Origin of the sequence: Bdellovibrio sp. ZAP7 (genome assembly GCF_006874645.1) — a bacterium.
Taxonomy (GTDB): domain Bacteria; phylum Bdellovibrionota; class Bdellovibrionia; order Bdellovibrionales; family Bdellovibrionaceae; genus Bdellovibrio.
Genome location: NZ_CP030082.1, coordinates 1320387 through 1335506, shown reverse-complemented (window position 1 = coordinate 1335506; position 15120 = coordinate 1320387). Strand labels below are relative to the sequence as shown.

General features: G+C 45.1%; 14 protein-coding genes and 1 tRNA gene. 5 read left to right on the top strand and 10 right to left on the bottom strand.

Annotation, left to right across the window (positions count from 1 at the left end; genetic code table 11):
* Window positions 1-20: 20 nt before the first annotated feature.
* Entirely contained in the window at window positions 21-1844 is a 1824-nt protein-coding gene (locus DOM22_RS06545; protein ID WP_142699597.1) for an integrin, read from the bottom strand.
* The gene (locus DOM22_RS06540; RefSeq protein WP_142699596.1) at window positions 1835-2320 is read right to left on the bottom strand and encodes a hypothetical protein; all 486 of its coding nucleotides are present in this window, start codon (window positions 2318-2320) and stop codon (window positions 1835-1837) included. The genes DOM22_RS06545 and DOM22_RS06540 overlap by 10 nt, the downstream gene beginning before the upstream one ends.
* A 140-nt stretch (window positions 2321-2460) precedes the next feature.
* Here DOM22_RS06540 and DOM22_RS06535 point away from each other — a divergent pair, with 140 nt between their 5' ends.
* Complete coding sequence (locus DOM22_RS06535) at window positions 2461-3018, top strand: dihydrofolate reductase family protein (RefSeq protein ID WP_142699595.1); 558 nt, start codon at window positions 2461-2463, stop codon at window positions 3016-3018.
* Between the two features lie 8 nt (window positions 3019-3026).
* Here the strand turns inward: DOM22_RS06535 and DOM22_RS06530 are convergent, their stop codons facing one another.
* From DOM22_RS06530 to DOM22_RS06510, 5 genes are all read right to left on the bottom strand, one after another.
* Window positions 3027-4241, bottom strand: coding sequence for an MFS transporter (locus DOM22_RS06530; protein ID WP_142699594.1), 1215 nt, complete (start codon window positions 4239-4241; stop codon window positions 3027-3029).
* Window positions 4242-4335: 94 nt separating this feature from the next.
* On the bottom strand, window positions 4336-6282 hold the full coding sequence (locus DOM22_RS06525; protein ID WP_142699593.1) for a hypothetical protein: 1947 nt from the start codon (window positions 6280-6282) through the stop codon (window positions 4336-4338).
* Window positions 6283-6472: 190 nt separating this feature from the next.
* The gene (locus DOM22_RS06520) at window positions 6473-6967 is read right to left on the bottom strand and encodes a hypothetical protein (RefSeq protein ID WP_142699592.1); all 495 of its coding nucleotides are present in this window, start codon (window positions 6965-6967) and stop codon (window positions 6473-6475) included.
* A 131-nt stretch (window positions 6968-7098) separates the two neighbouring features.
* Window positions 7099-7668 carry a hypothetical protein gene (locus DOM22_RS06515; protein WP_210415700.1) on the bottom strand — a complete coding sequence of 190 codons (570 nt, stop codon included), beginning with the start codon at window positions 7666-7668 and terminating at the stop codon, window positions 7099-7101.
* A gap of 6 nt (window positions 7669-7674) precedes the next feature.
* Window positions 7675-8340: a hypothetical protein gene (locus tag DOM22_RS06510; protein ID WP_142699590.1), complete on the bottom strand. Its 666-nt coding sequence runs from the start codon at window positions 8338-8340 to the stop codon at window positions 7675-7677.
* Window positions 8341-8451: 111 nt separating this feature from the next.
* On the opposite strand from DOM22_RS06510, the gene DOM22_RS06505 reads away from it, so the two are divergent.
* Together DOM22_RS06505 and DOM22_RS06500 are read left to right on the top strand one after the other, a co-directional pair.
* Window positions 8452-8877 carry an NfeD family protein gene (locus DOM22_RS06505; RefSeq protein ID WP_142699589.1) on the top strand — a complete coding sequence of 142 codons (426 nt, stop codon included), beginning with the start codon at window positions 8452-8454 and terminating at the stop codon, window positions 8875-8877.
* Between the two features lie 15 nt (window positions 8878-8892).
* Entirely contained in the window at window positions 8893-9810 is a 918-nt protein-coding gene (locus DOM22_RS06500; RefSeq protein WP_142699588.1) for an SPFH domain-containing protein, read from the top strand.
* Between the two features lie 69 nt (window positions 9811-9879).
* Here the strand turns inward: DOM22_RS06500 and DOM22_RS06495 are convergent, their stop codons facing one another.
* Window positions 9880-10902: a DUF2235 domain-containing protein gene (locus tag DOM22_RS06495; RefSeq protein ID WP_142699587.1), complete on the bottom strand. Its 1023-nt coding sequence runs from the start codon at window positions 10900-10902 to the stop codon at window positions 9880-9882.
* Between the two features lie 294 nt (window positions 10903-11196).
* Here DOM22_RS06495 and DOM22_RS06490 point away from each other — a divergent pair, with 294 nt between their 5' ends.
* Entirely contained in the window at window positions 11197-12816 is a 1620-nt protein-coding gene (locus DOM22_RS06490; RefSeq protein WP_142699586.1) for a DUF6119 family protein, read from the top strand.
* A gap of 2 nt (window positions 12817-12818) precedes the next feature.
* On the opposite strand, the gene DOM22_RS06485 is transcribed toward DOM22_RS06490, so the two are convergent.
* Both DOM22_RS06485 and DOM22_RS06480 read right to left on the bottom strand, forming a co-directional pair.
* A complete protein-coding gene (locus DOM22_RS06485) occupies window positions 12819-13334 on the bottom strand; it encodes a hypothetical protein (protein WP_142699585.1) in 516 nt (171 codons plus the stop codon).
* A complete protein-coding gene (locus DOM22_RS06480) occupies window positions 13306-14751 on the bottom strand; it encodes a hypothetical protein (protein WP_142699584.1) in 1446 nt (481 codons plus the stop codon). The genes DOM22_RS06485 and DOM22_RS06480 overlap by 29 nt, the downstream gene beginning before the upstream one ends.
* A 188-nt stretch (window positions 14752-14939) precedes the next feature.
* Here DOM22_RS06480 and DOM22_RS06475 point away from each other — a divergent pair.
* Window positions 14940-15016, top strand: a tRNA-Met gene (locus DOM22_RS06475).
* Window positions 15017-15120 lie beyond the last annotated feature (104 nt).

Genomic DNA, 15120 nt, shown 5'->3' with positions numbered 1-15120 from the left:
CAATCACAAGATCTGCAAAGTTAATAGACGTAAACAGCTCCCGCAGCTGACGCTCCATTGGTCTGAGCCCCACCCACTCCCGTGGCCGAACTGTCTTCACCCGTCGCTCCGACACACAGATAATTTCCATTGCCTGACAATGCGATGCTGTATCCAAAATAGTCTTGAGCCTCTGCATTGGGAGCTTTGAAATAGGCTTGTTGACTCCAAGTGGTGCCCGTTCTGGAAAATAAAAATGCTGATCCTGCACTCGTGGCACTGGTGTCAGATTGATTTCCATCAACGCTTGTTCCGGAGCTGTTGTCTTGATAGGCACCCACCGCAAGTTTATTGCCATCGGCAGAAAGAGAAACACTCCAGCCAAATACCAAACTTGCTTTGGTATTGCTGGCTTTAATGTAAGCTTGTTGCGACCACACGGTGCCGTTAAATGAAAATATATAAACCGCCCCCGCAATTGAAAGCGAGTTGTCAGCCTGATTGCCACTGTTAACGCCGGTTGCGTTACTGGCTTCTCCATAAGATCCAACCGCTAAAGTCAGACCGTCATCAGCCAAGCTTAAATTGTTCGCAAAGTTATCATAGGGACTTGGGTTGGAAGCCTTGATATAAGCTTGTTGCGACCAAACCGAGTTTGTTTTTCTAAAGACGTACGCTGCCCCCGACGCTGGTGCAGATTCATTGTTCTGATTTCCACCAACGCCTGTGGCATTACTGGATTCTTGACTTGCACCCACTGCCAACGCAGTTCCATCAGCAGAAATCGACACGGACGCGCCGAAACGATCCCCACTGGTGGGATTCGAAGCTTTGATATAGGCTTCTTGTGACCAGGAAGTCCCTGAGCGAGTGAAAACATAGGCGGCACCAGCGGCGGATGCTGCGTTGCTGGTTTCATCGCCATTAATACCACTGGCAGCACTGTCCTCGGTATAGGCTCCCACCGCTAACGTGGTACCATCTCCGGAAATATCCACGGAGATACCGAACTCATCAGCTGCTTCCGGATTCGAAGCTTTTAGAAAAGCTTGTTGCGCCCACGTCGAGGAAGTTCTTTTGAAAATATAAGCAGCTCCGGAAGTCGCAGCGGTCGTACTTTCCATATTTGCACCGACAGCCAGATAGTCACCATCATCAGACAGGGAAAGTGATTGTCCAAAGTTCATGTTGGATGCCGTGTTGGAAGGCTTTATGTAAGCCATTTGCGCCCACGTACTGCCATCGCGTTTAAAAATATATACGGCACCACTGCCGGATGCGGAGTTGTTGCTCTGCAAGCCACCGACACCTGTCGCGTTGCTGTCCTCTCCGGTCGCTGACACTGCCATATAAGTTCCATTTTTTGAAACTGCAACTTTATAACCAAATGAATCAGAAGCCGCCGAATTGGATGCCTTGAAATATCCAATCGCTGCGGTCATCGGTGCATTGACCGTCACGATGTTAGAATCCGTGCAACCGCCGGTATTGCAGGCCATGATTTTATATTTTGCCCCAATGCGCTCGTTCAACGTCGTATAGATAGAATCTTGATGCATCACCAAGTCCTGTCCTAATGTTGAAAGCTCTGTCCACCCCGAAGATCCCGTGGCATCCATCATAAATTTGTAATTGTCTTCCGAATCAGAATCCGTCCAATCAAAGATCAATTCTTTTACCGGATAGTAGGTCATTGTAAGAACCGGAGCACTTGGCGCCGGAGTTGCGGGCGTGCTTGGAGTTGCCGGGGTTTGGGAACTTGAACCAGAAGATTTACTGTCAAGCCCACGCCCACAGGAAGCCAAGATCAAACTCAAGGTTGCTGCAGTGAAAATCGTTCGTGAATAAATTGAATTTAAAACCATTTCTTCATTCCCACCGTTACATAGTTAGTGACTTCATCATGCTGGACAGAGCCCGCACCGAAAAATAGCTCGCTGAGCCAGTCATTGCCGACCACATAGTTCCCACGAAGACCCAGATCGGCCTTAGCATCCTGCTCTTCCCATTTCTGCATCCCCAGCAATGCCTCAACAGAAAATTTCGTAGCAGGAATTCGATAAACTGGATTTATACGAGCCACGCCGATCGTAAAAGTTTTGTCTGTCGATGAGTCCTTATAGGCGGTCCCACCGATTTGAACATTTAAAGCCCAATTGCCAGACAGCCACAGCCCCCCGTCAAGCATGGGAAGGATCGTGGTGGTCTCGCCGCCAGAACTTTGATTCAGATAAAGAGCTCCGGCCTCCACTCCCCAGTTTGACACTAAGGAATTACTTTCAGCTCGAGCCGTGGTCGCAAACAGAAAAATAATCAGAAAAGATGAGATTGTATGATTCATGACATTCATTAGATCAGAATGTTTGCTATTTTCTGTCCTTCGAAAGGATGACAGACCTCTTTTTATTTGATGGACAAAAGACCAGGCAGTCAGGTTTTCCAAAGCTGTACAGTTCTCTCCGCTTAACGTAAGGTCAATTTATGAAAACACAGTTTTACGGCGCGACAAGTTTGAATGGTTACTTGGCAGATGAAAACAACTCTTTGGATTGGCTCTTTCAATTTAGTGATGGTGAAGTCCCGCCGACTTACGAGAACTTTATCAAGGATGTGGGTGCCATCGCCATGGGTTCACATACTTACGAGTGGCTTTACGAACACCAAGTATCCAAGGCCTCTGACAAAACCGCTGCTTGGCCCTATAAAATGCCATCGTGGATTTTTACCACTCGCAAGCTGCCGGTTATTCCCGGTGTTGATGTGCGCTTTGTTCAAGGTGATGTGCGCCCCGTGCATGAAGCAATGAAAAAGGCCGCCGGTGATAAAAACGTCTGGATTGTTGGCGGAGGAGAGCTGACTGCCAAGTTTTATGATGCTGGGTTGCTGGATGAGATGATCATTCAAGTCGCACCGTTAACCTTATCAGGTGGTGCCCCGCTGTTTCCAAGAAAGATACATCCACCAATGAAGTTGCTATCGGCGACTCCCATCGCAAATCTTTTTGTCGAGCTACACTATCAGGTGAATTATTCCAAATAATCGGGTGACTAACGCACCCAGAACCAACCGGAAACACGCTTCATCAAAAGGAAGGCAAAAACAATTCCCACCAGCGACATCATCGCGCCCACCAATGTTGGAGCCGCATAACTATATCCCATGACCAACGGCAATCCCCCAAGGAATGCTCCCAAAGAATTTCCTATATTAAAACACGCCTGCCCCAAAGAAGAACCCAGCATCTCCCCACCTTGAGAGTTTTGAATTAACAACATTTGCACCGGTGGACATTGCGCCATTGCGAACATTCCCGTTAAGAAAACCATCACGAATGTTGCGACCTGGTACTCGGCTAACAAACTGCTTAAAATTAACATCAACATCATTGCTGTCATCAGTGCGATGGCAGCCTTCAATGCCGAAAAACGATCCGCAAGTTTGCCGCCAAAGATAATTCCCGCCGTCATACCCACGCCGGCTAGAACCATCCACAACGGAATCATTTCAGGCGACACCTTGGTCACATCTGTCAGCAGAGGAGCAATATAACTGATCCACGCAAAGAAGCCGCCAAAGCCAATAGCGGTGATCACGATACAGATCCACAGATTGAAGTTTCTAAATATTTTAAATTCACTTTTGAAACTTGCCGTTGGATTTTTTGGAATTGCGGGAATCCAAGATTTTAAAGCCAATGTTGTGGCCAGTCCCACAATCGCCACCATCACAAAAGCCCATTGCCAACCAAAGCGGACGCCCACATAAGTTCCCAAGGGAACTCCCACGACATTTGCAATCGTAAGACCGGTTAACATGCTGGCCACGGCCGAGGCTTCTTTACCCGGTTTCGCTAAGCGACTGGCAACAACTGCTCCAACTCCAAAATAGGCTCCGTGAGGCAGCCCCGCCATAAAACGGAACAGCATCAACGAATAATAGTCCGTCGCCAACGCCGACACACCGTTAAAAACGGTGAAAAGCGCCATCAAAAATAACAATAAATTTTTGGCAGAATACTTGGCTCCCAGCACTGTCAATAGCGGTGCACCGACCACCACACCCAAGGCATAAGATGAAATCACATGCCCGGCTTCAGGAATCGTGATGTTCAGATGCTGAGCCACATTCGGAAGCAGCCCCATAATCACAAACTCGGTCATCCCGATACCGAAACCACCCATTGCTAACGCCAGAAAACTTTTAGACGTCGCTCCGGGAATTGCCGGAGTAAGAGTCGAGGACGAAGAAGAAGACTGAATCATGACTGTGCCTTGGGGAAGAAGTGATATTTAAGAATATGCGCCTCTGTAAAGAAGCGCACAAGTCTTAAATATTAAGGCTGCCGTACCGACTTAGTTACTGAACATCCCAGAAGAAAATACGGTCGTAAGTACCTTTATTCACAAGCCCAGCAGAAGTCCAAATCATCATTGTGGAAAATGCAGTGGGATCAGGTGAAGTGATAGTTGAAACGATCTTATAGTTATTTGCCGGATCAATCACCACATAGAGTGGATTAAAGGACATATCATAAGCCAAACAAGCAAACTTGCCGCCAGCTAGAGCTTGAATACCACCCGAAGGTAAAACCGCAAAAAGATTTGCCGGAGCGTACTCTGAAGCTCCCATGACCTGGGAAGGATTACCCTGAAGATCAATTGCGTGCAGTGTAAAGTCGCCTGAATCTAAGAAATAAACTTTATCGCCTATGGCTTGGGCGCCCAGCGCTCCTGCCACCCCTAATCCCGCAGGATTAGCAGCGTAATCAAATGAATACGTGATGGTTCCACTCAGATTGGCTCGATAAATCGATCCTCCGTCATCAAACCACATTTGATCTTCAGAATCGATCCCGATAAACCTTGGAGCTGCCAGGTTGTTCGAGAAATAAACGAAGCCAGCACTCTCCTCAACGCCCGTTTTTGAACGGACCTGGAAAAACACTTTTGAGGTATGAACGCCCACGGAAAATTCGTAACCGCCAGTCACCACTTTATCCGTACTGGTTATAGCTACGAAGTGATCGGCCCACCAAGTGATTCCAGCGTTATCGACTGAAAATTCGCGCAAGTATGTACCGGTTTTTGAATAGACCTTCACGCGCTTATTGCCGTTATCATCTATATAGATATTTTCGTCTCGGTCCACAGCAAAGCCCGCGGTGGTATTTGAATTATTAAAATCAGGGGCAGCACTTCCTTTACTCGTTAGGTCTTTCACATATTGATAAGACGATCCGGATAATTGCCATAACTCATCCACTGCGGAGGCCGGGGTCAAGGAGTTGGTGGCGATAATTTTAGTGCCGTCAGGAGAGACACCGAAACGGTACATGGAAATAGGATGCGCAACACTGGTGCGTAAAGTACGGATTAAGACCGGCGTGCCTGAAGAAATGTCATACACATTTAGACCGCGGTCAGGATCGTTGTTCTGGTCGTTTGGATCGCCATAATTTGCGACATACATATAGCCGCTTGAATCAAACTTAACGTCAACCGCATGTTTAAGTGTCGCACTTAAATCAAAGAAGCCATCAGCTGTACCGTCTTCTTGATAAATATACACACGAGTGATCCAGTTATTGGACGACACATAGATTTTCTTAGACGTTGGATGTTGAGCTAAGAAGTAGAGAGTTGTATTCGCAGCCGCCCCATATGAGCGCAAATAAGTTCCATCAAGTGCATAGACTTCAACCGGATTGGGGTTGAAATTTAAATAGGGTGTCAAATGCAGCTCTTCCGTGCCGTTGGTGCGTTTGATCAAAGCAATATCATAAGCACCATTGATAAATTGTCCACCCGCTCCCACAATCGAGAGAGTCGTAAAAGTTCCGTCGGGCGCAATTTTAAGAATACCTTGTGCTCCCCCACTGAAGCTTACTTTGCTGACAACATAAATATTCCCGTTGGAATCTTTGACCATCGGGCTGCGTTCAGTCACCCAGTTAGGGTATGTTGCGTATGATATTGATGCTTTGAAAATTTGGACACCGGTTGAATCGAAAGTATAAACGCCATTATCGCCCACGAAAGTCGTATTCCCGGCATTGTCAATCAAGCCACCGTTAGGACCCTGATACGACCTATCCAAACCGACGTATTGATTTTTACCCACAGCTTTATTGTATGCAAGAGTATGGTGCCCCATCGGCAGAACTGTTGTTGGACCAACAACATTGGTGTTGCCCGAGCTTGGAATCTCTAGCTTAGTGCCTACCAAATTCAGATCTAGGGTACACCCTGAAATGATGAATGAGGTCACCAGCATTGCAAAAACGTACAAGATATTTGCCTTCATATGAATACTTATCGGCAACTTTAGGAATCCACTAGACTCGAAATGTCTCAATTTGAAACGCTAATGCATTTTGGATTGTAAAATCCCGGCAACCACCATGTAAATCCACGAGTTCTTAACAAGAAGAACCGCAAAGATGCGAATTTGTATTTATATTTGTGATTCGCTCCGAGATCAAAATTTCTTGAAGTTATTTTTTAGCGGTAGGAATGAATCTGCTGCCGCTTTTACCTGCGGATTTAGGCTTGCCCTTTTTTTGCTTTTTAGGTTGCAGATCTTCGCCGTCGAAATTGTCATCGTCGTCAAAGTCGGTGTCGTCTTCAAGATCTTGGTGTTTGGGTTTTGCCGCGGCCTTTGGAGCTTTAGCAGCAGCGGCTTTAGCCGGCGCGGGCGTCGCCGCCTTTTCTGTTTTAGCAGGTCTTACAGGGCGTTCTTCGCGCGGTTTGGCTTTTTCGAAAGTCTCGATGTCAGTTAAACGGATCAAAGATACTTTGTTCGCCATGAAGGCCTTAACACCCTCTTCAGATACACTTTTGATATTCCCCGTGAAACCAAAATGCCCCAAGGCTTTACCCGTGATGCGGAACTTGATTGCCGGTTCTTTTTTAAGAAGTGCATTGATCTCTTTAAGATCAGAAGTTCCAAGTTCGCGGGCGATAGCTTTAGTGATGTCAGTGAGTTTCATCGGGGATCCTTACTTTTTACGGTCAGAGCCTCAACATACTCCTGCTGTTAGATTAGATCAATCTTTGTTAATGGAGATCTAACGGTGAAATGTGCCTTTTGACCATAAACCTCGCGAAGCTCACGTAGTTTTTAATGAAGATGAATCAAGTAGCACACGGCTGCGATGATCAAAATTGAAGTGATTATTTTGAGCTTATGGCTCTCTATTAGATAAGAAATCAGGTACCAAATATCAACATTTATATAGTAGCTATATCCAAACCATGGTCGAACAGGTTGAGAGAATGCTTTACCTAATTTCTCAAGCTGCTCCCAAACGATAAGTTCTTTCTCTCGCTCGCGAAGCGCCCTACCCAATTCCACATAATCATTGCGAAGGTTCGGCTCCAACCCTTTCTTAATTCGGTAAAACAGCTCAATTTCAGTGTTTTTAACTAATCCATCCTGCCGCATCGCCATTTGTACGAAGTTTAAAAGCCGACGACGATCTTCCTCTTCAACGATATCCCTAATGATCTCTTCCAAACTTTGGGAGGAACGTCCATTGAGATATTCACTAAGCTCCAGCTTTTCGCGAAAAGAAACACCATAGTTCCTGCAGATCACAAAGAACCACGCCTTCTCTTTGAGGTGAATTTCTTTGTCCACCGCGAGCATCATCGCAACGATTTTCAAACTTGAAAGAAGACTTGTGCGCATACTGCCTTATTGACCAGGTGTCTTATATTTTTTTCTGCCATTACCTTTAACTAATTCAACCATAGCTTCTTTAGATAATTCGGGATGAGGTGGACATTGCGTCGGTAGCTCCTCTTGATTTCTATCGAATTGTTGTTTGTAAGTGCTTCCCGTTTTAATTGCCCACGCAGAAGAAACCTCAACTCGATCTGAGTATGAAATACAGGATATGAAATAGCTGCCGTCAGGATACTTACAGGCCAAATAAAGTGCTTGCCTCGGAAGCCCAGGAATTTCCTTGCCACCACCTGCGAGCCAACCTTCGCCATAGTCGGCAAAATCACCAGATTGACACAACTTCGCAACGTCATCTGGCAACTCTTTTTTGGAAACAGGCAGGGCGCCAATAAGACGAGCCATGCATTTCTTTTGAACGCAAGATCCTACGTAGTCGTCGGTCGATATTTTCAAATCACGAACAGAGGGCATTCTCTCGCACTCACGACGATGAGTAGAATAGGAAATCACCGTTTTAAAGTCGATGTTGTCTTTTACCTTCATCACACGGCAGCTAAAGTTCAAGCGAGGAAGGATACAATCCTGATCAGATTTGCAGTTATCCCAATCAGGAGTCGGAGTTGATGATGCGAACACCTGAGACACAAAAACGAATAACTTAATTATAGCGACCATCCGCCCTCCTGACCGATACCTTCCTGAAAATCTTCCGGTATAAATAATGTTCTTGTCAAAACAACATACTAAATGACTAAATATTGTTTACAACAATGACAAGGAAGTGAAATGGACTCTTGGGTAATGTGGCTAATTTTGGCCGGATTGGTATTGGGTTTGGAACTGGTTACCGGAACCTTTTATCTCATCATGATTTCAATTGGTCTTGCTGCTGCTGGGATCGCAGCTTTAATGGGTGCCAATTCATCATTGCAGACTATTGTTGCCGCCGTTGTATGGATCACTTCGACTCTGATTCTTAGAAAAACGCGCTTTGGCAAGCCTCACAACGTAAGCAGCGAAAAAGATCCCAACGTGAACATCGATATCGGTCAAACCGTCAAAGTCGACACTTGGATCGATGGAAAAACAGCTCGTGCAAACTATCGCGGCGCCATGTGGGACATTGAGCTAATCCACGGCGAAGCTGTCAGTGGCACATACATTATCCGTGCGATTCGCGGCAGCCGACTTTACGTAGAAAAATTGAATTAAAAGGAGTTATCTTAAATGGAATTAGGATTTTTTATTACAGCTGTCATTCTTATCGTCGCGGTCATTTTCGTCTTTAAGACCGTATACGTGGTTCCCCAGCAACATGCTTGGATCGTCGAACGCTTGGGTAAGTACCATACAACTATGGGACCTGGGCTTCATATGATCGTACCGTTCATTGATCGTTTAGCTTATCGACATGAACTTAAAGAGATTCCTTTGGATGTTCCACCGCAAGTTTGTATCACGAAAGACAATACGCAGTTGCAGGTTGATGGTATCTTGTACTTCCAAGTTACTGATCCAATGCGTGCTTCTTATGGTTCATCAAATTATATCGCTGCGATCACTCAGCTTGCGCAAACGACTTTACGTTCGGTGATCGGTAAAATGGAATTGGATAAGACTTTTGAAGAGCGTGATCACATCAATACGACGATCGTTAATGCGATTGATGAATCTGCTGCTAACTGGGGTGTTAAAGTTCTTCGTTACGAGATCAAGGATTTGACGCCGCCGAAAGAGATTCTGCATGCCATGCAAGCTCAGATCACTGCGGAACGCGAAAAGCGTGCGTTGATTGCTGCATCTGAAGGTCGCAAGCAAGAGCAGATCAATATCGCTGCGGGCGAAAGAGAAGCTTCGATTGCAAAGTCTGAAGGTGAAAAACAAGCGTCCATTAATAAAGCCGAAGGTGAAGCTGCCGCGATTCTAGCTATCGCCCAAGCAAGCGCAGAAGCAATCAGAAAGACCGCTGCCGCAATCCGCGAACCTGGTGGTGCGGATGCTGTTAATTTAAAAGTTGCAGAACAATACGTGAATGCATTTGGAGAACTTGCAAGTAAGAACAACTCAATCATCGTTCCGGCTAACCTAAGTGACATGAGCGGTTTGATCGCAAGTGCGATGCAAATCGTAAAAACCCAGAAATAAATATCTAGAATCGAAGAATTCGTACTAAGGAGTACGAATTCTTCGACACCATCGATACAAACATTAAACTTAAGAGTGACCGAATCTGGTGTTTACAGAAGCGACTTCTACTAGAGCTTCTTTCGAAGTTGTGTCGAAAGTGGCTAATTGTGCAAGCGCAATTGATACTGACTGCTTTGCATTTGCTCTTTTAAAAACAGATTCATGAATCAAAAAGCTGAGACTGCGTAAATCTCTGGGAAAATGCGTCTGGCCCGTCCCATTGAATTTATCAAAAGTAATTTTCGCCGTTGGATCAGGACGTATTTGTAGTGCGGCAACATTAGCTGAATCAAATAGAATCCCAAGCCCTTTTAACTCACCCATCACAAAATCAAGTGAAATATCCGACAACGATGCCGAGGGGTTCCCGCCGCCAACATCTGAATGGGAGCCCGCAAAGAGAATTTGACGCACCCCAGGCCTAACCGTAACTGGCGTAACAGGAAACATGTCACGCATTTCATCACCTGCAATAATGTGGTCGCACCTCTTTACGAATGTTCCAATGTTCGTCTCTTCGAAGTTTGTTCTTTTTGGTTCTTCGCGAATTTGAACTTCAGTTAAAACCGAATAAACTGTGTCGAAAACAAGTAGGTATTCAACCTCAAATTTAGGAATTTTTGACCCAAGATATGCCGCTCCCAACCGAACTGATGCAGCACCTCGACTAAATCCAATGAAAAATACTCGATCACCTTCTTGCCATAACGACTCTATACATTTAAGCGAACGCTCAACACGATCACTGATAGAATGTCCGGTGGCCAATTCCACACCTATTGCTGCTTTACCTGAAATCGAATCTCCCAGTTTTTGAAACCAGGATCTCGTATCCGCTGTTTTATCTTTCGGTTTAAGTGATTCAGTTCCAATCCCACGGATATAAAACGCATGATATGCTTGGTTTTCATCGAATTTGTAGGAATCAGCCTCTTCGTGGGAAATTACTTTCCCAGGAAGTGCATTAAAAATCTTGGCAACATTCGATTGTGCATCAGATTTCAAAGCCTGGCCTGTGCCATCATTAAAAACAAAAATTGTTCTTTTCATAAGACCTCCATCACAAATCTATCATTACATCCTCTTTCAGAATGAAGCCAACGTTTCGCATTGTGACGACGCCTACAACTGCTTCAAATAGTTTCGCTAGGTGTTTCACAGAGCGATCACCAATCCGCAGTTAAAGAACAAACAAACTTTTTCAAAATTGATACAATCAAGGATATTTTCGAACACTTATTTACCAAACATAAATTTATCTACAAAAAAACCGATAAATATACACTCAACGATTTATTAGTTGGGTGGGTCGTTCCGAATCAGAAACCTATCGGAGAATATGACATGACGCTCTTAAATGTGTACTTGTTCAAAAGAAAGCCTGATGACCTTAGAAGTTACATCACAGAGGATTACCGCTCCAGATCCGTATCTTTAAGAATTTCAGGATGCGATCAGGTTATATTTTCATTCAAAGAGCCTGAAGATACAGCACCTCAATGGTACGACTTCCTTAGTTCACATATTGCCAAAGAATCACTACCTCAATCACTCACTTCACCATCTGCCGTACTGATAGTTGAGGTCAACAATTCCATTTTCGCCTTAACTTTCGGACCAGCTGGAAGATACATGGTGGAGCTATCTCACATAGTCAATGATTTCGGCCTCAAAGTTTGCCTAAATAACATAGCCAGCGACAAAATCAAAACCGTCGACAAACGATCCTTGGAACAATTATCAATTCACACAAAACAACAAGCCTCATCTCCCGTTGATTTCAATGCATTTGAAATAGAAATTGATCGCGATCTAATCAAGTCCGTTGAAGGTCATTTAGAAAATAGTTTTGCTAAGTACTTAAAGGGTTCATCGTCATTAACAATTCGCACTGAAAAACCTTTGGAGAAAATCGCTACACTCTGTTCTGAGCTGTTGACCAACTATCGAAAGAAAACTTATCAAGCGGACTTTGGGTGGATCGATAATGTTAAGCTAATAACAGATGACCAAATTACACTTCCGCTTGAAAACCTTTTGATGAACAAACTCAAAAACAGTGACTTTACCGAACTATTTTTAGGCGCGCCTGAAATAATTGACGACGCAAAAGTAGACTCGTATTCGTTCTCCGGCCAGAGAGGGAATTTCGTCAACACATTCCCATCAATTGAATCATACTTCAGTTTCTTCAAAACCAAGAAAGAACAGGAAGAAGCAAAAGGATCGACTTTAGATTTATCGCTCGAAATATTAAAATCACATCGACTTAAAGCCTATGAGCATGAAGCCACCAAACCAGGGAAAAGTCTCAAACGAAATGAAGTCTACTCGTGGACCGTGTTTGAATGTTTAAATGGCGAAGTCATATCGAAAGGTAAAACATACAAACTTCTCGAGGGAAACTGGTATGAAATTGAGCAAAAATACTTGCAAGGGATTGAGACAACAATCAACTCAATAGTCCATTCTAATTTACCGTTGCCAGCAATGGGCTTTACAGAAAAAGAAGGTGCGTATAATGTGCGCGCCTCCGCCGCGCTAAAAGCGGCGTGCATGGACCAACAATTTATAAAAATCGCAGGTAGATCCAAATTTGAATTTTGCGATATTTTCACCAACGACAAGCATTTAATTCACGTGAAAAAACATACCGGCGCATCGTCGATTAGCCATCTACTATACCAGGGACATGTCTCTGGTATGCTTTTTTCTCAAGAACCGAACATACGGACGGAAATTTCAAATCACGGGGTAATTGCCTACCATAAGATGGCAGGAAAAGTTCGTCCCGTTGTTTTTAAGGCATCAGATTATAAAGTCATTTTCGCCATAGCCGTAAAGCAAAAAAAACCACTCTCGAAAATTCTCACTTTTTTTTCGAAAATTAGTCTTGCGCATAAATATAAATCGCTAACTGCTCGCGGATATCAAGTCGAGGTTCAGATTATTCCTATGAAGTAGCTCTAATTCCCAGCCCGCTTAAGCGCATCCATAACCACAAGCTCGCGCTCAATCCTGTAAAAAAGAATCTTCTCTTCCAGCCCATCCGATTCCATCGGTTCGGGTTGTGAGAAGAAGTCGCGCAGGATTTCCATTTTCTTATCGATTGTCACGCGCGTGGATTCTCTGCCGTCGGCAGTTCCTTTTGCGAACGTGAACATCAATTTATAACGGATACCACTGGATGGTGGTTTTGCGACGTCAGGGGGAAGCCAGCCATCAAGACCTTTGATGTATTCGGTTTCGATCACACCGGTGTCTTGGTTTTCTTGGGCGATGGGATATTTGATCACAGCGTGGGCTGCTCTCCACACATTGTCGTAGGGCGCGAAGAACACTCTTTGTTTGTTGAATTTCGCCATTTGTTGGTTGGCGGAAGGTCTTTTATCAAAAAGGCTGCAACCAATAACGGTGCAGCCTGTGATGATCACAAGAGATGCGAAAATAGTTCTAGAAGTTAATCGAGCTGTGTGTGACATGTGTTGCAGCTTCGATCATAGCAGCACCCATTGGTGCTTGTGAAGCCGTTTGTGAGCCTAAAAAGTTCACTTCCCAACGCTTGTTGCCATTCAAAAGCGTGTCGTTCGGGAAAGCTGGGACTTTAAGGTTACTCACCCATTTGTCAGCGTAAACTTCCCACGTTTGGTTCATCAGTTTCACCTTGTCAGCGCCTTGCTGAACTTGGATCTCGTTTGAGAACACAGCGTAAGTTGCTAGGGGGTTCACTCCCGCCACTCCCTGAACCTGCGGCATTGCGATCTCAAGACCACCCGCTCCAACTGTTGGGTTATTGATCAAAGGCAATACCTGTGGAGTCGTTTGTCCTGCCATCGGGATGATCGCAGTCGATACGCGGTCGATGTTGTTACGAAGGTCTTCGGTCTTAGTCAAAACCGCTAAAACATTCGCTTCCATGTTGGGAGCTGTGTTTAAGGCAACTTTTTGACCAGCGTTCAGCTTTTTAACATCTGTTGGAAGCAACAAGCCACCTTGAGCCGACAACCCTGCCGCCATAAACGTCTCATCCGCACGGAACTGAGGAGCCACAACCGTGTTTTTAACCGAGAACTTGATCTCGTCCGTTGGCAAATCCAAAGAAGTGCTTCCTTTAGACAAGTTCACGTCACGGATCGCGCCGCCCGTTAGGTTAAACACGTTTAGCATTTCATAAAGCTTATTACCTGCACGCACGCCGTCGACGACTTGTTTAAACGGGAAAGTCCCACGCGCGACAAACACGCGAGTTACTCCTGGTTGACCGAAATATATACGGTAAGCCGGTTTATCCAAAGTCACCGTGAACAAAGCATACTTCTCGCTTTGTTTTGGCAAAGAAAGATTCGCTGGGATATCCATCTCTTGACCAAGTGCCGAGATCTTATCGTTTTGCGCACTCAATACAGAATCCATATTGAAGGCGAACAGCTGCATTTTGCTAAAGCCCTGCATAACCAAGCCGAAGTCGATGTTGCCATCGCCATTTTTGATCGGAAGACCTTGAGCCGTCCCCTTTACTTCAAATTGGTTCACTGTATTTAAAGGGCGAAGTTTGAAAGTCACCGCCCCTGGGTTTACCGCCATATAAGTTTGGCGAACGTAACCTTTGGCATTGATCGTGACTGGCTGAGTGTCAGTCCAACCCGCTGGGATCTCGATTTGACCATTTGCGTCAGCAGTTAGAAGGTTCCCCTCAAACGGAGAATTCAATGCATCCCCGATCAAAACCTGCGCGTCTGATAAAGGCGTTCCATCAATCGCAGTGATCGTAAGTTGGTTCGCTGACACCTTGATGTCGCGGTTAGAGCCGCCAACCACAGGGCTAAGCGGGTTGTTTTGGGAGTTCGTACAACCTGCCACAATTACCGGCAACAGAGCTGCCATCATTAGTCTTTTCATATAATTATCCCCTCCTTGAGAATGACCATTATGTCCGAGTAATTATTCCATTGTGATATGACAGCACGGTCAAGACCAAAGACCGGGGGCCTTAGGATTTTTGAAAATCTTAAGTTAACGCAAACGCAAGGATTGACAGAAGGACGCAGAACTAATAAAAATTGCGGCTCACGCGAAAGCGTTCGGTTGGTGGGGTAGCTCAGCTGGTTAGAGCAACGGAATCATAATCCGTAGGTCGGCGGTTCAAGTCCGCCTCTCACTACCAATTTTGTTCATCGGATGCGTTCTGATGGAAGTTTCTCCGGAAATGAGCCTCTGAGAGAAATATCAAACCTGCGGAAACGCGGGTTTTTTTTTGCCCAATTCATT